Annotated in this window: 9 protein-coding genes and 1 pseudogene; 1 reads left to right on the forward strand and 9 read right to left on the reverse strand. The window is 55.2% G+C overall.

What is annotated here, in order from left to right:
- Positions 1-118 precede the first annotated feature (118 nt).
- Entirely contained in the window at positions 119-772 is a 654-nt protein-coding gene (locus C7459_RS06160; RefSeq protein ID WP_109687442.1) for a phosphatase PAP2 family protein, read from the reverse strand.
- A gap of 288 nt (positions 773-1,060) precedes the next feature.
- On the opposite strand from C7459_RS06160, the gene C7459_RS06165 reads away from it, so the two are divergent.
- Positions 1,061-1,804 carry an SDR family oxidoreductase gene (locus C7459_RS06165; protein WP_109687444.1) on the forward strand — a complete coding sequence of 248 codons (744 nt, stop codon included), beginning with the start codon at positions 1,061-1,063 and terminating at the stop codon, positions 1,802-1,804.
- A gap of 67 nt (positions 1,805-1,871) precedes the next feature.
- On the opposite strand, the gene C7459_RS06170 is transcribed toward C7459_RS06165, so the two are convergent.
- From C7459_RS06170 to C7459_RS24130, 8 genes and pseudogenes are all read right to left on the reverse strand, one after another.
- Positions 1,872-2,132: a metal-sensitive transcriptional regulator gene (locus C7459_RS06170; protein WP_109687446.1), complete on the reverse strand. Its 261-nt coding sequence runs from the start codon at positions 2,130-2,132 to the stop codon at positions 1,872-1,874.
- A 14-nt stretch (positions 2,133-2,146) separates the two neighbouring features.
- Positions 2,147-2,527: a rhodanese-like domain-containing protein gene (locus C7459_RS06175; RefSeq protein ID WP_109687448.1), complete on the reverse strand. Its 381-nt coding sequence runs from the start codon at positions 2,525-2,527 to the stop codon at positions 2,147-2,149.
- A 135-nt stretch (positions 2,528-2,662) separates the two neighbouring features.
- Positions 2,663-3,754 (reverse strand): bifunctional diaminohydroxyphosphoribosylaminopyrimidine deaminase/5-amino-6-(5-phosphoribosylamino)uracil reductase RibD, encoded by a 1,092-nt coding sequence (ribD, locus tag C7459_RS06180; protein ID WP_342766658.1) that lies wholly within the window; start codon positions 3,752-3,754, stop codon positions 2,663-2,665.
- Positions 3,747-4,484 (reverse strand): GTP cyclohydrolase II, encoded by a 738-nt coding sequence (locus C7459_RS06185; protein ID WP_109687450.1) that lies wholly within the window; start codon positions 4,482-4,484, stop codon positions 3,747-3,749. Before C7459_RS06185 ends, ribD begins: the two co-directional genes overlap by 8 nt.
- A 166-nt stretch (positions 4,485-4,650) precedes the next feature.
- Positions 4,651-5,241, reverse strand: coding sequence for a TetR family transcriptional regulator (locus tag C7459_RS06190; protein ID WP_109687452.1), 591 nt, complete (start codon positions 5,239-5,241; stop codon positions 4,651-4,653).
- A gap of 188 nt (positions 5,242-5,429) precedes the next feature.
- Positions 5,430-6,596, reverse strand: coding sequence for a YhgE/Pip domain-containing protein (locus C7459_RS06195; protein ID WP_109687454.1), 1,167 nt, complete (start codon positions 6,594-6,596; stop codon positions 5,430-5,432).
- Between the two features lie 205 nt (positions 6,597-6,801).
- Positions 6,802-15,051, reverse strand: a complete 8,250-nt coding sequence (locus tag C7459_RS06200) for a beta-ketoacyl synthase N-terminal-like domain-containing protein (RefSeq protein ID WP_109687456.1) — start codon at positions 15,049-15,051, stop codon at positions 6,802-6,804.
- Positions 15,035-20,731 (reverse strand): annotated as a pseudogene (locus C7459_RS24130) (SDR family NAD(P)-dependent oxidoreductase); the annotation flags it as partial. The pseudogene C7459_RS24130 and the gene C7459_RS06200, both read right to left, overlap by 17 nt.
- Between the last annotated feature and the right edge of the window lie 126 nt (positions 20,732-20,857).

Raw genomic sequence — 20,857 nt, forward strand, 5'->3', positions numbered from 1 at the left:
GGTCTAAAGTCCTGTCTTTTTAACTTTGCAAAAGATTGTATTTTTTTGGAGGTTAAATTCCCAAACCTTGGGTGTATTGGCAAAAAAGGAGGAACTCCGGTAGGGAGTTCCTCCTTTTTTACATCGGGCGGACAAGAGCCGAGCGGGATTCGGCTACCGATTGATAGACCCACATCGAGGCCGCCAACCAGAAGCCACCGGCCAGGTAGCCGCCGAGGACATCTGTCGGATAGTGGACGCCGAGATAGATCCGGCTCAGTCCGATCACGAGGGTGATCGCCACCCCGACGATCAGGATCAGCGCGCGACCCCACCGGGTCGAGATGTGCCGCCACAACAGAAACGTCAAGATGCCGTACAGCGCAAACGCGCTCATCGAATGCCCACTGGGGAAACTATACCCCGAGGCCTCCGCCAAGCGGTGAAGATCTGGGCGCAGTCGGTGAAACACCAGTTTCATCGCTTGGTTCAACCCGGCAGAACCTGCCACGACGACGAAAAACAACAGGTACTCGGAGCGGTGGCGCAGCACGAAGTACAAGTAGCCGAGGATCAGGATCGTGACGATCACGACCCCGAGCGTCGATCCGAGATCGCTGAACAGTTTCATGGTCGTGGTCAGCGCAGGGGATTCCCACCCTTGGACCCAAGTGATCACCTGTGTATCGAACGCCTGCAATTGCTCGCCAAACGTCAGAATCGTCAGGAGTCCAAATCCGACGACCGCAAGCAAGGTCAACAGCAACGCTTGGGTTAGCTTCCATTTAAGCATCGCGCAGACCTCCGTCGAGCACGGGCACCTGCCCGGCGAAATGATTGCAAACAGGATCGACACTGCGATAAATCCCCATCAACATCCCCCTCATGTCTATACGATAGTCTGCCTAGCATCCAACGAGTATAGAGCGTATTCATGAAAATTGCATGAAGCCAGATGAGAAAACCACGGACGCAGCGTGAAGTCCGCCTACACCCAACACGGAAACGCCCGCGCATCGCTAGTATTTTTTCGCAATTATGTATATTATAAAATAAACGTTTATAAAGGAGACTACTACTAATGAAAATGTCAGGAAATACGATCTTGATCACCGGTGGCGCATCGGGTATCGGCCTCGCGTTTGCCGAGCGTTTTGTACAGGCAGGCAACGAGGTCATCATCTGTGGCCGCCGGGTGGAGAAACTGCAAGAAGCGCAGGCGAAATGCCCGCAGTTGCACACGCGCGTCTGTGACGTCACCAACGAAGCTGACCGCAAGTCGTTGCTGGAATGGGTCAAGCAAGAGTTTCCCCAACTCAACGTGCTGGTGAACAACGCGGGCATCCAGCACCGCGTCAACCTGTTGGAGAACACGGAGGAGTGGGACTACCTGCGACAGGAAATCACCGCCAATCTCGAAGCTCCCATCCACCTCTCGATGCTGTTCGCCCCGCTGTTTGCTGACAAGGGGAACAGTACGATCCTGAATGTCACCTCCGGTCTCGCCTTCACACCGGGTGCTTGGGTGCCGATCTACAGCGCGACGAAGGCTGCGTTGCATTCGTTTACAGTCAGCCTGCGCTATCAATTGGCAGCGAAGCGCATCGAAGTCCTCGAAGTCGCCCCTCCAGCGGTCAACACCGATCTCGGTGGCGTCGGTCTCCACACCTTCGGAACGCCGCTTGATGAGTTTGCAGATGCGGTGTTCCAAGGCTTGGAGCGCGGCGATCAAGAGATCGGCTACGGACATGCGGCAAAAGCACTTCGTGCGTCCCGCGACGAGATTGATGAGACCGTCAAACAGTTGAACAGCCGGATGCTGTAAAAGCAGCGCCTAGCGAGCCAAGACCGCCCCGATCTGCGAGGCGGTCTTTTCCCGAGCGCGACGGGCGCTATCTGCTCTTGACGAGCATCTCGACCGCATCCTTGATCACATGTTCGGGGGACTGGCCTTTTTCCAACTCAGCACGGATGCAGGATTCCAAGTTGGACGCGATCACATACCCGAGCGCCCGGTCGATCGCCGTGCGAACCGCCGTCAGTTGCGTCACAACTTCGCGACAGTCCTTCTCCTGCTCCATCATGTTCAGCACGCCGCGAACCTGCCCTTCAACTCTGCGCAGGCGGTTTTTCATCGTCACGTTATATTCCATCTAAGTACCTCCCTCTACTTGACAAGCAGACCGCGCCAACCGCTGACACCCGTTTCGAGGTGGCAGAGCGTGGGGTACCCGTGTTTGCGCAGGACTCTTGCCGCTTGTCGGCTGCGCATCCCTCGATGGCAGGTCAAGACCACGATGCGGGACTTTTCGATCTCATGCAAGCGACTGGACAACTGGGTAAGCGGTATGTTTTTAAAGCCTGGTATATAGCCACTGCGGTATTCGATGCCTTCGCGAACATCGATAAATTCGTGGTCATGCTGGTTGTTGTTCAGCATCGTCATGATCTCCGGTTCCGTCAGATTGCGCAGTCCACGAACGGGGAGCAACCGTGACACGACAAACCCGATGAACAAGGCAAAAATCAGAGAAATAATCCAATTCATCCTTACACAACCTTCCCAATACTTATACCCCTATAGGTATATGCGTGACTACCATTATACTCGGGGTTCCGACAAAGTCAACCACATCGTTCAGGATCGTTCATGCAAAAAGGGCCACCTCTTGGGTGGCCCTTTTTATACGTATTGAGGGTATCCCACAAATCGAAAATCGTCACCGACCGACTCAACGCTGACATCGACCAATTTGACAGCTTGTGCCATCTTGTCAATGCCCGTGCCTTCGAGGAACGTTGGGGCCTCTCGACCGCCGATCAACTTCGGAGCGAGATACAGCACCACTTTGTCGACGAGCTTGGCTTCAAAAAACGCGGCGTTGACTTCTCCGCCGCCTTCAACCAGTACGGAGGTGACATTTTGTTGGCCAAGGATTTGCAGCATTTCGAGCAGGTCGACCTGCGGATTGCCTTGCGTTTGAAACACAGACACGCCGAGCGCTGCCAATGCTCGCTTTTTCTCCGGAGACGCCTCTGCTCCTGTGAAGATCCACGTCTTGGCTTTCTGATCGGTGATGATGCGCGCATCCAAGGGTGTGCGCAGCGTGGAGTCGAGCACGATGCGGATCGGATTGCGTCCGTGCGGCAAGCGTGTGGTGAGTTCCGGGTCATCATGGACGATCGTGTTCACGCCGACGAGGATCGCGACGTTTTCGTTGCGCAAGCGGTGGACGTCCATCCGGGCATCCCCAGAGGTAATCCACTTGCTATCAAAAGTAGCGCTCGCCAATTTGCCATCCAGCGTGGTCGCTGACTTGATCGTGATGAACGGGAGCTGTTGGGTGATGAACTTGTTGAACACTTCGTTCATCTGCCGCGCCTCTTGCTCACAAACGCCCACCTCGACTTCAAGACCAGCCGCTTCCAGCATCGCGATACCACGACCGGAGACGAGCGGGTTCGGATCGAGGGTGGCCACGACAACTCGGCGGATGCCCGCCGCAATGATCGCTTCGGCACATGGGCCCGTCCGGCCGTGGTGGGAGCAAGGTTCGAGGGTCACATAGATCGTGCCGCCCGACGCTTTGTCACCCGCCATGCGGATCGCATGAACTTCGGCATGCGGTTCGCCCGCACGCAGATGTGCTCCGATGCCCACCACATGTCCATCGGCGACCAGTACAGCACCGACGAGTGGGTTCGGGTCGGTTTGCCCCTTCATCGCACGGGCATTCTCCAAGGCGAGCAACATGAAGCTTCGATCATTACCCAATGTCATGCACCTCCTCGAAGTGACCTGACCGTTCGATCTTGGTCTGTAAGTAGCGTCTGTTAAATTCGGAGACATCTCCCCACAAGGGCATGCGTTCGGAGACTTCCAAGCCGGCCCCGACGAGCGCATCGAGCTTTTTCGGGTTGTTTGTCATCAGCGTGACCGGTTTTTGGCGCAACGCTTTGAGGACGACGATCGCTTCCTCGTAGCTGCGCACATCGTCCTTGAAACCAAGTGCGAGATTGGCATCGACAGTATCGAAGCCTTGCTCTTGGAGGATATACGCCATCGCTTTGTTGTAGAGGCCAATCCCGCGGCCTTCATGGTTGGCGAGGTAGAACAGTGCGCCACACCCATGATCGACGATCTCCTTCATCGCTTGCTTCAATTGATAGCCGCAATCACAACGCTTGCTGCCAAAGATATCTCCCGTGTGGCAAATGCTATGGAAACGGATGAGCGCGTCGTCCGATTCTTCGAAATCGCCGTATACAAGCACGCTAGATTGTTGAGACTCTGCCAAACTCACATCGGAGAGCTTTTCAAACATTCCCGCCATGTCGCGGATCATCTCGTTGCTCGTCAACCAGCAATACCATTGAAAGGTAACCGTATGGCCGTCGAGATTGACTGGCAATTGGATCGGGCCGACCACGTAGGTCATTTTCTCATTGGCTTCGATCACTTTGATCTTGTCAGGTAAGATTTTTAGCACTCTCGCATCGATCATCATCAGGTCCCCTTTGTTTGATCTGCATAACATTAATCATATTGACTAAAATAAAATATGACGTGTATGAGTTAGTATTTTCATTTTATATCATACATCTTATTTTGTGAAGTTACTTTATGATTGATTGTGTCATAAAAAAAAAGCCTGCGCTGAGGCGCAAGCTTTATACAGTAGTGACCTTCAAGCCATTGAGGATGAACTGCATGGAAGATTGTTTGATTTTTTCGAATTCTTGCTCACTTTCTTCCGTTTTAACCGATTGCAATTTATGGTAGTTCTTATATGATAAACAAATTCCTTTGATAATAAGTGAAGTATGGTCTAATGACTCAAAATGGAAAACCCCTTGGTCCTTGCCTCGTTGCAGGATCTCCTCCATTTTTAGCCAGACAGGTTGTACATAGGAGAGTACGATGTCACCGCGGGATGATTCCATTAGTAGTTCTTGGTTGATGATATAGCTCAATTGGGTGTCTTCGAAGTTAAAGGAAATAATTTTATCTACAATAAACTGAATCCCTTTGACCGGGTCTTGGAATTCTTCATCGAGTTGGCTCAGTTTGGTTTCGGAGAAAAACGTTTCGAAAATGCTTTGAAATACTTTTTCCTTGCCACCGAAGTAGTACGAGATGAGGGAAATGTTCGCCCCTGCTTTTTCGCAGATCTGTCTGACCGTCGTTCTATCGAATCCTTGCTCAGCAAACAATTCCTTAGCTGCAAGTAGTATGCGTAATTTGATATTATCCTGGTCCATTCGTCTACGAACACTCCTGTTTGAATGCCATATATTTAAGGTTCAAGTGGTACGGAAGCTTTCGCACATAGTCCTTTAGATACAAGTTTACCACGTTCGCATCCATTGTTCAAACGTTTGATATAAAAGACTTCAATCAGGCTGAGCTGCACTCCGCCTGATTGAAGCCGATGTTCGTGCTGGTGTATTTAGTTTACGGCTGCTTCTTGGGTGCTTTTGAATTCAGCAACAACCGAAGGCGATTGTTTTTTGACCAAGGTCATCACCAAGCAAACCGCAACGCTGGCAGCCAAGCACACGAACAGGAGTTGGACATCATGTTTCGTTTCGATGCCGCCAATGCCTAAGTTCATGAAGCCTTCAACCGAGTACGTAGCCGGCAGGTAGTTGCCGAATGCTTGGTAGAAGTCGCTCAACACTTCGCGCGGAACCGTGGTGCCGGACGTAACGAGTTGCAGGGAGAGCATCACCATGTTGATCAGCATGCCCGGAGGGCCAATGATGAGGAGGAACGTTTGAGCAAAGAACATGAACGTCAACATCGTCAGGAAGTGGAAGCCCCAGAAGGCAGCAAATCCGCCTTCCATCTGACCATCAAGCACAATGATCATGATGCAACCCGCAATCGAGACGATCGCAGCAGATACGACGGTAACAATTGCACGTACAGTAAAGTGATTCATCTTGGAGACGGCCGAACCGAGGTCAAGCGAGACTTGAACCAAGTTCATCGCATACAGCATCGCGCCAACGTAGGAAGCCAAGACCAACATCATGGTTGCCATCTGGTTGTGCATGCCATTTACAGTATACAAGGATGTTGCATTGGCTTCGACTTTATTCAGGATGCCCTGTGCCGTTTGTTGTGCTTTATCAGCCGGCAATTTCATTTGTTCCAACATGACTTGCGTTCCTTGGAGGCCCGCATTATGGTTCAACGAGTTGGTCAGCTTCAGTTCGACGCTTTCCATGATACTTTTGGTTTGTTGCGGATTGGATTGATTCAATGTGTACTGAACGACTGCCTTGGAACCCGGGGTTTTGAGAGCCTCACCGAATTTCGCCGGGATGGTGACCATCAAGTGAACTTTCCGAAGTTCGAGGTCTTTCAACGCGTCTTCCTTGGTCGGAGTTGTAATTTCAAACGGCAATGTGGTTTTCAAATTTTCGACGATGGTCTTGCCGAAATCACCATCTTCATTGATGATTGCAATTTTCAAGTGATTGATGCGGTCATTGGTCCCATGATAAGCGGTCATCCAGCAGATGATAAAGATAATCTGAGCCGCCAAAGCTACGATTAAGGCAAGTTTGGTCTGGGGCATTTTCAGATAGGCCCGAAATGCGTTCTTCATTTTGTTCCCTCACTCCACTCATTTGTTTTAAACGATAGTTTTAATCTAACGTTTGATTAAACAATAACACGGTTTTTTTGACATGTCAACATCCAAATTTTGAAAAAAAGTAAAGGCCTTTATCGGATCAAACCCGACCGTGTCGGGTAAGGTTTGATCCGAAAGAGACCCTTAGTACCTGTGCAATTGGACGACGAGAGGTCGGTTACACCCGACCGCTCCACAGCACGTAGTTCCAACAGTTTTTGGTAGTTCCCTCCTTGTCCCAAGAATTGCTGGAGCTGGCAACCGGCAGCAGCGGACGGACATTGTGGGTAGCTGTTTGCGGGCTGATCGCTGCGACTTCCGCAGGAGACAACCAGTATTTGCCCTTGGCAAACGCATAGGTTGGCAACGAGATGCGTCGCGGGGTTTCACTTCCGTAGAATTTGCTCCAATCGAGCGGTAACCCCTTCACCCAGAGATCGATCAATTTCGTATATTTACGAGCATCGATCCATTTGTCGACGGCTTCCATCAGGTCTTCGTCTGTGGTGAAGTACAGCAGCGCTTCTTTGTTGCGTTTGACTTGACCTTGGTAGACATGTTCGAGATCTTCTTGCTGGTTGAGATAGCCCTGTAGCTTCTCTTCCAACTCTGCAAGCGACCCGACGAGCAGGCCCAGACGGTCCTCCATCGCTTCCCGACCCACTTGGAGCGTGTACGCGATGCTTGCGAGATCCCCATCGGTATACGCGTTGCTGCGAACTGCATCGAGCAAGCGTTGGGCTTGTTCCTTCAGCGAGTCTTCGGTTTTGGCAGACAGCACGATCGGGACCTGCAGCGGACGCGCCGCCGCCACGGCAGCATGAGCAGGATCTGGGATGTACTCCTCGATGATGACGTGCGCATTCGACCCGCCCGCCCCGAAGGAGGAGAGGCCGGCAATTCTCGGGTATTCCTTGGTCTGTCCATCGATCTCGACCACTGGACGCTCCCACGGAACCAATTCCTGTTGAACGGTAAACGGCGTGTTGGCGAATTGAATGCGCGGGTTCAACGTTTCCGAATGCAGCGATGGCACCAACTGGCGGTGTTTCAACTGGAGCAGAACTTTGGTCAGCCCTGCGATCCCCGCCGCACTTTCGGAGTGCCCGATGTTCGATTTCACCGACCCGATGGAGCAGTATTGCTTGTCGGTCGTATCCAATTCGTAAGCCTGACGAAGCCCTTCAATTTCAATCGGATCGCCTAGTGCGGTGCCCGTACCATGTGCTTCCACATAGCTCACGGTTCGCGCATGAACGCCTGCGCGCTGCAACGCTTCGGAAATCAATTGGAATTGCGCATTCGGATTCGGAACGGTGTAGCCGTTCACTTTCCCGCCGCTGTTGATCATGCTCCCTTTGATCACGCCATAGATGTGGTCGCCGTCTTCCACCGCTTTGTGCAAGGGTTTCAAGAGGACAGCACCGACAGCCTCGCTATCGACGAATCCGTCCGCCTGATCTCCAAACGTGTTGCAGCGGTTCCCTGGCGAGAGCATGTTTTGGCTGGTCAAGCGAATGTAGTGGAACGGGTCGACAACCAAGTTCACGCCGCCGACGATCGCACACTCGCTCGTCCCGCTATAGATGCTCTCCAACGCCAGATGCAACGCCGTCAAGGACGAGGAGCACGCGGTGTCGATCGCCATGCTCGGGCCTCTGAAGTTCAAGAGATAGGACAAGCGGTTGGCGATCGACCAGTACGCCGTTCCGCTCGGGTAGTTGGAGTTCATCACCCCGACAAAGACACCGACTTTCTTGCGGTCGTTGAGGGTAGCCGGGGTATACCCTGCATCCTCGATGCTCGAATAGGCCACTTCCAAGAACAGTCGCTCCTGCGGGTCCATGATGCGGGCTTCACGCGGCGTGATGTTGAAGAACAACGGATCGAACTGATCGATATTCTCCAGGAATCCACCCCACTTCGTGTAGATGGACCCCTCTCGGCCCCGCTCCGGGTGGAAGTACTTTTTCCAATCCCAACGATCCGCGGGAATCTCCGTGATGCAGTTCGTGCCCGATGCGAGCTTCTCCCAGAATTCGTGCAGATTCTTCGCTTGCGGATAACGACCGGAGAGACCGATCACCGCGACATCCTGGATCGCGGAGGTTTTGGCTGCCGCACCGGAGCCACCCCGTTCATGGACATCCGCAAAACGTCTCGATTTCTTGCTGGTGCTGGAGCGCTTCGCCGGAGTCTGGAGCACGGCTTGTGGCGTGCTGCCCGCGTCCGCGACCTCTGCGGTGCTGCTGTCACCGGTTCCGAACATCGCGGTCAACGAGTCCTTCTGCGACTTCATGAAGTACTCCGCGAGCTCGTCGATGGTCTGGCATTCGAAGAACAAGGTGCTAGGGATCTCACCTAAGTCGTCGCGCAGTGAATTGGTCAATTCCACGATGATGATGGAGTCGATCCCATACATCTCCAGCGGTTCTGCTGCATCGATTTTGTTCACCGACATTTTCAGCGTATCGCCTACCAGTTTTTTCAGATAGGTTGTGGTCTTCTCCTTGAGCTGACCAGTCGCGTTGCCACGCGCTGGTTTGGGAGCAGACTCCAGTTTCGGAGCTGGGGTGCTCGCCACAGTCGGAGCGTTCGCGAGACGGATGATTTGTCCGTGCGCATCGACGACCGCCTGCAACTCTGGGTTGACACCCTCGATCGGGATCTGTTTGGTGGTTTTCATGAAGCCTAGTTGTTCTGCTGGGCCAGCCAAGAGATTCTCGACACGTTCCCACGCTTCCGCAGGCTCGATCAGCCCGATGCCGATCGCGGCCAAGCGGGAATAGGTCTCCGCCAAGGCTTGGTGGGATTCCGAGTCTGTCACCCCGCCATCGCCCTTGCCCCAATAGCCCCAGTTGATCACGCGCACTTTGCAAGGCCAGACTTGAGCGACTTGATGGGCGAACACATCCTCGAACGTGCACCCTGCCGCGTAGCTGCTTTGCTTCGCCGCCTTGGTGAAGGCCATCAAGGAGGAGAAGAAGAGCACGAAGTCCAGCGCTTCCCGGCCAAATACCTGCGCCATCCGCACGCTGACGTCTACCTTGGAGACGAGGACGTTGCGCATTTCTTGCTCTTGCATCTGCTCAAGACCTTGATCCAGCAACACCATCGTGGAGTGGACGATCCCATGAATCTGCGGATCGACCGTTTTGATCTCCTCGTAGGCTTTGTTGAGGGATTCGAAATTGCCAGCGTCTGCCGAAATGTAGCGCGGTGCCGTTCCGAAGGTCGCCAGTCGGTCCAGTTGGGCTTGGATGGTGGCATCCTTTTGACGTCTGCCAATCCAGATGATCCGAGCGTTGTAGGTGCGGATCATGTACTCGCTCCACATCTCCCCGACACTGCCCGCGCCGCCGATGACGACATAGACACCGCCGTGGCGGTACGCCGACTGCTTGAGCGCCGGACTTTGATACGGAATCAATTGCTGTTGGAACCACTGTTGATTGCGGTAGGCCCAAGCTCGTCCTTGACGGTCCACCGGCAGTGTGAACAGCTCGTGGAGCGGCAATTCATCGCCCGCTGCCACGTCCACGACGCGGATCGACCAGTTCGTGTATTCCTTCGCCATCGAACCTGTCAGGCCGTAGATCCCGGCATGCTCGGCATTGACCACATCGGTCGCGAGCACTTTCTGGGTCGAGGCTGTCCAGACGCTCCAGCCCAATTTCTTTTTGCCATAGCCCAGTTGAAGCATCGCCTTGATCACGCGGAACAGTTGGTAGAAGCCGGTCGCTTGTCCCTCGATCATCGCGTCGTCTGACGGCGCGGTCGACGTATGTGCAGGCGCGATCCAGATCAGGTGGTCGATCGCGGGCAGGGTCTGGAATTTGCTGACCATATCGTGGATCTCATCGCTCGCGCTGAATGCGAGGTGATGAGCTTGCGGATAGATCTGGCGGATTGCGCTGATGTTCGCCTCGCTACCTCCGATGACCACAACTTGATCCTGTACGGACGGGAGTTGTGGACCTTTCGCTTCCAGAACGCCATTCCAGATCGGATAGAGCGTGAGCGCCCCGACGAGCGGATTCCCCGATTGGGTCCCTGTCTTCGGTACGCTGGCTGTTTTTACCCCACCGTCCAGCACTCGCATCGTGAACCCTTTGATGCTGACACAGATCTCGCCTTGTTCATTGCAGAGGTCGAGATCGTACTTGAGTACGGAATCGCCTCTTTTTACCCCCGGGCTGAAGCGCAGAGCTACCCACGACTCGGCTGGGACGGGCGCGTATGTGACGATTTCTTGCAAGGCGAACGGCAGGGTCGGCTTCAAGGATTCCAGTGCCGAGATGTCCGCGCCGAGCGTCACACCGATCGTCGCCTGCAAGGCGGAATCCAAGAGACCGGGGTTCAAGGTGTAGGCATCCTTGGTCGAATGAATCGAGTACGGGAGGGAAAGTTTGGCCAACGCTTGGTCTGCCCCGGTGTAGACAACCTGAATTCCACGATGCCCAGCTCCATACTCCATGCCCATTTTGCTGAAGGTCTGGTAGCACTGCTCGGCGGTCAGGCTGCCTTGGCTGCACTCTGCTTGTCGCTGTGCCAAGTCCAGTCGAGGCAACGCACCACCTGCGGTGGCGATTGCGCGGCCTTGGCTGTAGACGACCTCTTGCTCGTCTGAACCTGTGTAGATCTCATACGAAATCTCACCGTGTGCCTCTGGTTGGAGCCGGATATGAACTTCTGTCGCACTCCCCTCGACGACGAGCGGACGAATCCAGACGACATTGTCGAGTTTCCACGCGACACCTGTCAGCCCGCCTGCTGCCAACTCCGCCGCCGCACGCGCCATTTCGAGATGGGCGACCCCTGGGAGGATGCGCTGTCCATTGACCACATGGTCGGTCAAGAAGAATTCCTTGCCGGTGAACACGGAGCTGAAACGCTGTTCGGACAGGTCGGACGTATTCTGATGCAACAAGGGGTGCAAAAGGGCGGTTGCCTGCTGGCCCGCTGCGAACGCTGGCTTGGCCTCGACTTCGATCCAATAGCGCTCCTTCATAAACGGATAGGTGGGCAGATGCATGCGGCGAGGCTTGCCTTGTCCGTACAGCAGGTTCCAATCCATCTGATAGCCCTTGACCCACAGATCTGCCAAAGAGCTCAGTTTGCCTTTGTGAATCCATTTGCGAATCAGGTCCATCGAATCTTCGTCTTTGCTCAATACGTCCACGAAATCCTTGTTCCGTTTCTCGTGGCCACGGTAGCAGTCTTTGTACTCCGCAGGATTCTGGAGGTATTTTTCGAGCTTCTCGACGAGGTCTGGAATGTTTTTGACGATGAAGACCAGTCGCTCCTCCATCGCTTCACGGCCCACTTGCAGGGTGTAGGCCAGATCCTGTAGATGGATCTCGCCTTGCTTCCACTCCACGGCTGAGGAGGCCAGCATCTGTCCTTCCCCACGATGTGCTGGCAGAATACTCTCGACAACGGAAGCAATCGAATTCCCGGCGTGGAGATCCAATTCAATTTGACCCTTGTATTCTTCCTGCAGTCGGTCGCGGATCTGAGTAAGTTGGACGAGATCGATGCCGAATTCACTCCACTCTTGGTGGATCTCGACATCGTCTTCCTCCACGTTGATGACCTCAGAAACCAGTGCGCGCAACTTGCCTTCCAGCTCTACCCGATGCGCCGAATCCTCCACCTGCTGCACGACCGGGCTGGCTTGCCCCGTTGCCTGCTTCAAGTACTGAAGCAGTCGCTGTGCAGATTCAGACAGTTGTTCAGCACTCTTCGCCGAGAGCGGGACGATCGTCGGTTGATTGTCAGCGCCCACCCCACGGTGATTCGACTTCGCTTCTGGAATGTACTCTTCGAGGATCACATTCGCATTCGATCCCGTAGCGCCGAACGAACTGATCGCAGCCCGTCTCGGCACTTGAACCACCGCGCCCTGTTGCACGATCTCAGGTTGCTTCCAATACTCTGTCTGGTGTTGCACATAGAACGGAGTTCTCGCAAAGTCGATCAAGGGGTTGATCTCCTCGGAATGCAAGGAAGGCACGAGGGTTTTGTGGTGCAGTTGCAGGATCGTCTTCATCAGTCCGCTGATCCCAGCGGCCGACTCGGCATGCCCGATATTGGACTTGACCGAACCGATCGCGCAGTATTGAACGTCCTGTGTGTAGGGGCGGTACGATTTGACCAAGCCGTCGATCTCAATCGGATCGCCGAGCGAGGTTCCCGTGCCGTGTGCTTCTACATAGCTGATGGTGCGTGGATCAATGTTGGTTTTCTCGAAGCACGCTTGGATCAAGTCAGCTTGTGCGACAGGGCTTGGCACCGTGATGCCGCTCACCGTACCGCCATGATTCACCGTGCTCCCCTTGATCACCGCGTAGATGGAATCTCCGTCGCGCTGTGCTTTGGACAGCGGTTTGAGGATGACAGCACCGACGCCTTCACCCGGAACATAGCCATCGCCACCTTTGCCGAAGGTATGGCAGTAACCATCGCTGGAGAAGAAGTCCAACATGCCATAGGACAAGTACTTATGCGGATGCAGGCACAAGTTCACCCCGCCCGCGATGGCGACCTCACTTTCTCCGCTGTGCAGACTTTCCAGCGCCAGATGCAGGGCGGTCAGCGAGGAGGAACAGAGGGTATCGATCGCCATGCTCGGCCCGTGGAAATTGCAGAAGTACGAAACGCGATTGGCAATCGGGGCGTTTTGCAAGGACAAGGCGAACAACTGACCTTGGGCAAACGCTTCGCTGCCGATCATCGCGTAGTCCTTGTGCATCGCCCCTACGAAGACACCGACCGGCTTTCTCTGATTGGGGCCTCTAGGCGGAACCAACGTTTTGGGTGTATACCCGGCATCCTCCATCGCTTCCCAGCACGTTTCGAGGAACAGACGCTCTTGCGGGTCCATCACTTCGGCTTCACGCGGCGAGATGCGGAAGAATTGGGGGTCGAAGTAATCCGGGTTGTTGATAAACCCGCCCCATTTCGAAACCTTTTTGCCAGTCGGGGAAGTGACATTCTCATATTGCTTCCAATCCCAACGGGACGCGGGGATTTCTTGAATGCAATCCTTGCCCGCGACTAGATTCGCCCAAAATTCCTGCAGGTTATCTGCATCGGGGAAGCGACCTGCCATCCCGATCACGGCGATGTCCTCTGCCTCTGGGCGCAGAACGGCTTCAGGAGCTTGCGGCGCCTCGTAGCTCACCAGACTGGGCAGTTCCGCAGCGGCGGCGACTTCCTGCTCCGCCGAGTAGAGTGGCTGTGCCTGTCCCTGCGGGACGACGGTCGCCATGTAGGTGCAGAGTTCTGAAATGGTCGTGTATTCAAACAAGAGCGTCGGTTGTAAGGAAGCCCCTGATACCGCCTCAAGATCCCGCACGAGGGACAGCAGTTGGGAGGATTCCAAGCCCAGTTCATAAAAACCGGTGTTCACATCGATCCCGGATGGCTCCAACTGCAGGTAGCGTCCAAACACAACGCGCACGTTGCTTTCCAACTCCTGCGGGGACGCACTCCCTGCGTGAGCCCCAACGCTTGCGTGCGCCGGAGCGGGAGTCGGGGTCGGAGCAGGCGTTGCAGCCGGACGTGGAGCTGCGGCTGTCGCGGCCGAGTTGATTTGTTCCTTGAACCGAACGCGCTTGGAGGTCACCCCCTTCAGGAGGGCCACTTGATTGCCTTGGGCATCCAAGTAGGCGATGTCGACCGTGAGAATGTCATTCACCCGGCGAAAGGTCGCTTGGTCTACATAGGCATACCCATCCGAACGCATCGGAGCCTTGGCGTAAAACGATTCGAAGTACAAGGGGATGAACAGGTCTTGTGGATCTGCCCCTTCGAGGGACTCGTCCTGAAACCCCATCGCAACGGCCGCGCTGTCGATGAGCGTCGGATGGTACAGCATGGATTGCGAGAGTTCGCGGTAGGCTCCGTCCATCTGGGTCTCAATCAGGTACGATTGCCCGCTGCGATAGACGGCTCCGCTCGCCTTCATCAACCCTTGGTGTACCAACCCGCGATTGCGAGCATTGGAGTAGATCGCTTCCAGATCGACTCGCTGCCCCGCCGAACGCTTCCATTCCTCAACGGATACGCGCAACGGCAACTCGCGGGCTTCCTCCAACAGCTCGGCTGTCATGTAGAGCTTGTCCTGCGGGGTCGCGCCGTGCGAACCGACCTCCGTGCCCTCCACCGTGATTTTCCAACCACGGTTCATGGGCTCGAAGCCGATTCGCAGCGCGACGTGACCTTGCTCGCCCACAACCAGCGGGTTGTGGATCGAGATCCGGTTCAAGGTATGTTGTACGGGGTCCAGCCCAAGTGCAGCGTGTCCCAATTGGTAGACCATGTCGATATAGCCTAGTCCGGGGAGAATCCGCTGGCCGTAGACGGCGTGATTGTTCACGATGGGATGGGCCGCCGTGATCTGTGTATTAAATGACTTTTTCATCGTAATTCCCCCACATTGTAGAGATAGACATCGAATGACTAGAAACTCCCTGCGGCTGTTTCAAGTCGCTCTGGATGGGAGGCATCGAATTCAAGGGGAAGCTTTTTCTGTCCATAGTCGGCAGCGGTTGGGCAAAGGCCGTTCTACGGTACGATTCATCCGGAACAAATTCCTCAATCAGCGCGTGGCAGTTCGTACCGCCGTCCGGGAATGTATTCAGAGCAGCAATCCGCTTCTTGCCAGGCACTGCCTTCCAATCGATCGTCTCCCGATTAAACTGGATGCGCGATGCTGCAAAATCATAATGATCAAAGGGGTCCAATGCAGATCGGAACAGCGGAATTTGCTTGTGATGCACACTGAGCAAACAACGAATGAAGCCCGCCATGCCCGAAGTCAGCAACAAGTGCCCGATATTGGGCTTGACCGAACCGAGCAGACAAGGCTGCAGGGCCGTGTTTTTCAGATCGTACACTTCAGACAGGGCTTTGATCTCGAGGGAATCTGTAACTGGCGAACCGCCGCCATTCACTTCGATATACCCGATATCCGCCGGTTGCAACCCACTCATCGTGAGTGCCTCCTGCATCACTTGCTTCTGCGCGGCGAGATTGGGCGATCCAGGTCCAAGTGTGCGGCCGTCGTTGTTCACAGCGACCCCTTTGATGACACCATAGATCTGGTTGCCATCGCGAACCGCGTCACGCAAGCGCTTGAGGAGCACGACACCAGCACCTTCACCCAGCACTTCGCCCTCTGCTTGTTTATCAAAAATCCGCATCACGCCGTCCTTGCTCAGCAGGTTGCGCGCCGCAAAGATCTCGTGTGTATAAGGGCTCAGGATCAGATTCACAGCCCCTACCAACGCCATCTCAATTCGTCCACCACGCAAGGAATCGATGGCGAACTGCATGTTGGTGATCGCAGACGAGCAAGCGGTATCGACCACGAGGCTCGGGCCTCTGAAGTTGAAGAAGCGCGAGATGTTCGTCGCCAAGTAGTTCTGGCCGATGCCGAGGATCGGATTGGGCGCTTCCAGCACAGCTTGGATGTCGGTTCGCGGCTGGGCACGCCCGCCGATGTAGACGCCGACTTTTTCGCCAAATAACTGCTTGTGCGCGTATCCAGCATCATAGATCGCTTTCAAGCTTTCCTCCAAGATCACCCGTGCCTGTGGGTCCATGATCGCTGCATCCTGCTCATTAATGAGGAAAAACTTCGGGTCGAACAGGTCGACACCATCAACCCAGCCCGCAAAATCCTTGCGGCCAGCTACAGGTGTCCAGCGCGACTGCGGCACTGGCTGAATCGCAGAGGTCCCGCGTGTCAGGAGTTCCCAATACGCTTCCTTCGTCGGGGCTCCAGGGAATCGGCAGGACAGCCCGACGACGGCAATCTCATCGTCTGCCTGCACCGACGGATGCGAAACGACAACGGGTTGCTGTACCGTCACCGGCTCGCGAACTGGCGCTGGTTCTGGCAGTACTTGGAGGGTCGGAGCGACAGTGTTCGTGTTCGTTTCTGCTTCCGCTTGTCCGAAGGCATCCGCATGATGACGAATAAAGTACTGAATCAGCGCTGTGATGGTGGAATACTCCAGCAACAGCGAGGGGTCTAACATGACGCCGCCCAGTCGGCTGGACATTTTGTGCGCCAATTGCGCTAACAGGACGGAATCGACGCCGTACTCGTCGAAGGGCGTGTCATCATCCAACTGCTCCATCGTCAATTTCAACTCGGAGATAAACAATTGCTGCAACCACGCACGAATCTCCGCCTGCTGGCCTTGATTCGAAACTGCGACTGGCTTCGCTGGAGCTTCGATCGGTTTGGCAACCGTGCGCGCTCCCCCCTGCTGATCGGGTTTCGGCGGGAGTTCGGTTTTCAGGAACTGAACGGGCGAGAAGAGGTCGAGGCGGATGACGCAAGGCATGCTGACCGGGAGATCAGCCGCTTGAATTCCGTCGAGCAACGTAAGTCCTTCTCGTGTGCTGAGCGCGACGAGGCCCGTCTTGGAAAAAGCGGGTGGCATGCCGGACGAGGCCATCCCGGTTTCCCCCCATGCCGGCCATTGGATCGAGGTGACGCGGGTTTTGCCTTGTCCCCGTTTGTGCAAAGCGAAGGTATCCATGTAGGAATTCGCCATCGCGTAGTCACTTTGTCCCGCCCCCAACTTCGGCGAGACGCCGGAAACGGAGGAGAACAGCGTGAAGAATTTCAGCGGCTCGTGCGACAGGGCTTCATACAACGTTTCCAAGCCGGAGATCTTCGGCTCACAGACAGCCACGATGTCCGAGATCGGCTTGTTGATGAAGGCCGGGTTCGCACTGGCCGACCCTGCGCAATGGAACACGCCGGTGACAGCGCCCATCTCCTGACGAACGGCTTGCAGCATGGCGCGCAATCCCGCTTCATCCGTCAGTGCGGTATGGCTGTAGTACACGTTCACGCCGCGATCGATCAGCGCTTGCATCCGTTGCAGCTTCGCCTGCAACGCAGGCTTTTCATGCCCGGATACGATCGACTTCCACTCTGACCGTGCCGGCATAGCTTCCCGACCTAGAATCACGAGATTTCGCACGCCTTGGGCGACGATATGCTCGGCAACGGAGGCTCCGATTCCGCGTGAACCCCCGGTGATCAGAATCACATCCTCCACCTGATAGGTGCCGGTGCGGTAGGAGTGCGTCTGCACTTCTTGCTTCGTCAGCGCCAGGGAGAGCTTGGGCTCATAACGCCGTCCGTTCCGGTAGCAGCATTCGGTGCTGTTGGCTTGACTGCCGAGGACGTACTCTCCCTCGATCTGCTTCGCCAATGCCGATACTTCGTGAACGGGAATCTCGCTATCCATCGTCAAGGAAACCACTTGCTTGTATTCCGAACTGAACATCCGATACAACCCAGCCATCCGCGCACCTTGCATCGTGGTTTGCGACAGGAGATGGTTCTGCAAACGATGGGTGACTTGCAGAAGTTTGAAGCCATCATTGCGGTCGCGTTCCAGTAGCAGTTGCAAGAAGCGCAGTTTCCCCACTTCCAGCGCTTTCGACTGTTCGTAGGCCGCGTCAAACGCGGTGAGATCGATCACGCCCAGCAGTTGTTGGGTGCGCTGTTTTTCCTTCATCGCATGGTAGAGCGATTCGCCCGAGACTTCGGAGTAGAAGTCTGCCGTCCACGCCTCTGCTGTGTGCTGGTTTCCGTTGTGAATCACGATCACTTTTTGCACATCGGTACGGTCCTTGAAGATCTGGGAGGCCAGAGCGCTGGTGGCAGGTGTCGCCCAGACGACGACCAGACCCCCGGTCAACTCGGCGTTCCCGGCGATCGCTTTCTCTTCCCACTCCTTGACGTAGACGAGCGTGTCCGTCTGTGCCGGAGTTTCGGAAGCACTGACGGGCGGTTGACTATCGACTTGGGTCAGTTGAGCGGGTTTGGGAACCCAGTAGCGTTGTTTGGCAAAGGGGTAGGTCGGCAGGGAGATCCGTTGCGGCAACGCGCCCGTGTACAAGTTCGTCCAATCCACCGATTGTCCATGCACCCATGACTCCAACAGGCTTGGGTAGGCGGTTTTGTCCTCGGCTTCTTGGTTGCGTTTGAGGCGGCCTTGGTACAGGTTGGCGATGCCCGTTCGGCCTTCCAAGAAGGCTCTCAACTTGTCCTCCAACTCCTGAATCGAGTACACCAACATCCCCAAGCGCTCCTCCATCGCTTCTCGTCCGATCTGCAGGGTGTAAGCGATATTCGGCAGGTCGGCCTCGCGATAGCCCTGTTCGCGGATCGAGACGAGCAGTTTGCGCGCCTGTTTTTGAAGGGCGTCCTTGTTCTTGGCAGACAGCGCGATCATCACGGGGTCAGTCAGCGTCTGCGAGGCGTTCTGGTGCACCTCGACAGCCGGAATGTATTCCTCCACGATCACATGTGCATTCGTTCCGCCTGCGCCAAACGCAGAGATCCCGGCTGTTCTCGGGTATTCCTGCACCTGACCATCCATTTCAATGACCGGTCTTCTCCATTCGGTCAATTCTTGTTGCACTACAAAGGGTGTTTGACTGAAATCGATGTTCGGGTTCAAGGTCTTGGAATGGAGAGAAGGCACCAATTGCTTGTGTTTCATCTGCAACAGCACTTTGGTTAATGCGGCGATGCCAGAGGCGCTTTCGCAATGACCGATGTTGGACTTGGCCGATCCGATGGAACAGTACTGTCGATCGGTCGTGTATTCCGCGAAGGACTTGGTTAATCCGGTGATCTCAATCGGGTCTCCGAGCGAGGTCCCGGTTCCGTGTGCTTCCACGTAACTGATGGTCCGGGGATGAATGCCGGCATCCTTCAACGCTCGTCCGACGACGCTCGCTTGTGCGACCGGATTCGGAACGGTGTACCAGTTCGATTTCCCGCCATGATTGATCGCTGTGCCTTTGATCACGCCGTAGATATGATCCCCGTCAGCAACTGCTTGTGCCAGCGGTTTGAGCAGGACAGCTCCGACGCCTTCACCGGGCACATACCCATCTCCCTCTTCCCCGAAACTTTCGCAACGTCCCTTGCTGGAGAGGAAGTTCCCTTGGGCGAGCACCAGATATTTGTTCGGGTGAATCGTCACGTTGACGCCGCCCGCAATCGCCAGCGAACATTCCCCATTGCGAATGCTCTGACAAGCCAAGTGAATCGCCGTCAGTGACGAGGAGCACATCGTGTCGATCGCGATGCTCGGTCCGTGAAAATTGCAAAAATACGAGACGCGGTTGGCGATCGAGGACGGGCTGCCATTGGCGATGATGTTTGTGCCTAAGACTTGGGCCTGTGCCGCATACAATTGGTACTCTTCATACATGACCCCGACGTACACGCCTACATTGCCCGGCAGGTCCTGTCCAGGGATCGAACTCAATTCGTCTCGCGTATACCCCGCATCTTGCAACGCTTCATACACGCACTCCAGGAACAGACGCTCCTGCGGGTCCATGATCTCAGCTTCGCGTGGGGAGATGTTGAAGAACAAGGGATCGAACTGATCGATCCCGTCGAGGAATCCGCCCCACTTGCCATAGGTCTTGCCCGGTTTGTGCTTGTCCTCATCGTAGTAGAGTCCATGATTCCAACGATCTTCGGGAACCTCAGTGATGCAATCCTTCCCAGACTTGAGGTTTTCCCAGAACTGATTGACGTCAGCAGATTGGGGATACCGACCGGACAATCCGATGATCGCGATATCGTGCACCTGATCCACTGGGGTCGGGGATGCTGTGACGGTCGTGGCAGTTGGTGCAGTCAGGGCAGTCGTGACGGTCGTTGTTTCAGGCAGCGCACGCGAACGTTTCCGACCTTTGGACGGTGCTTGTGTTTGTGCAGGCTGGGCTTTGGTCGGTGTGACAGGAGCCGCTTGCGTTGGAACGGGCTGCGTCGGGGCTGCGGGCGCTTCCTTTTCGGTCAGCAAGGCACGCATCTGCTCCGCATGGGCCTTCAAAAAATGATCGGTGATCTCTTGGATCGTCTGGTATTCGAAAAACAGCGTTTTGGACAAAGAACCAAAAACCGCTTCAAATTCATTCGTCAACTGCATGACCACGATCGAGTCGACGCCGTATTTCTCAAAGTCATCCTCTGCATCCAGTCGGTCGACCGGAACTTTCAGAACGTTGGAGAATAATTGCTTCATAAAGTTGATCGCCTTGTCCCGATCGGGGACTCCCCCATTCGCTGGGGCAGGCGGTTGCTGTTGCGATTGTGGTTGCGTCTGCTGTTGCGGTTGTGGTGCTGTTTGTTGTACTGGTGTTCCAGACATGAGCGCTTTTAGTTGTTTCGC

Source organism: Tumebacillus permanentifrigoris (genome assembly GCF_003148565.1).
In the GTDB taxonomy this organism is placed as follows: domain Bacteria; phylum Bacillota; class Bacilli; order Tumebacillales; family Tumebacillaceae; genus Tumebacillus; species Tumebacillus permanentifrigoris.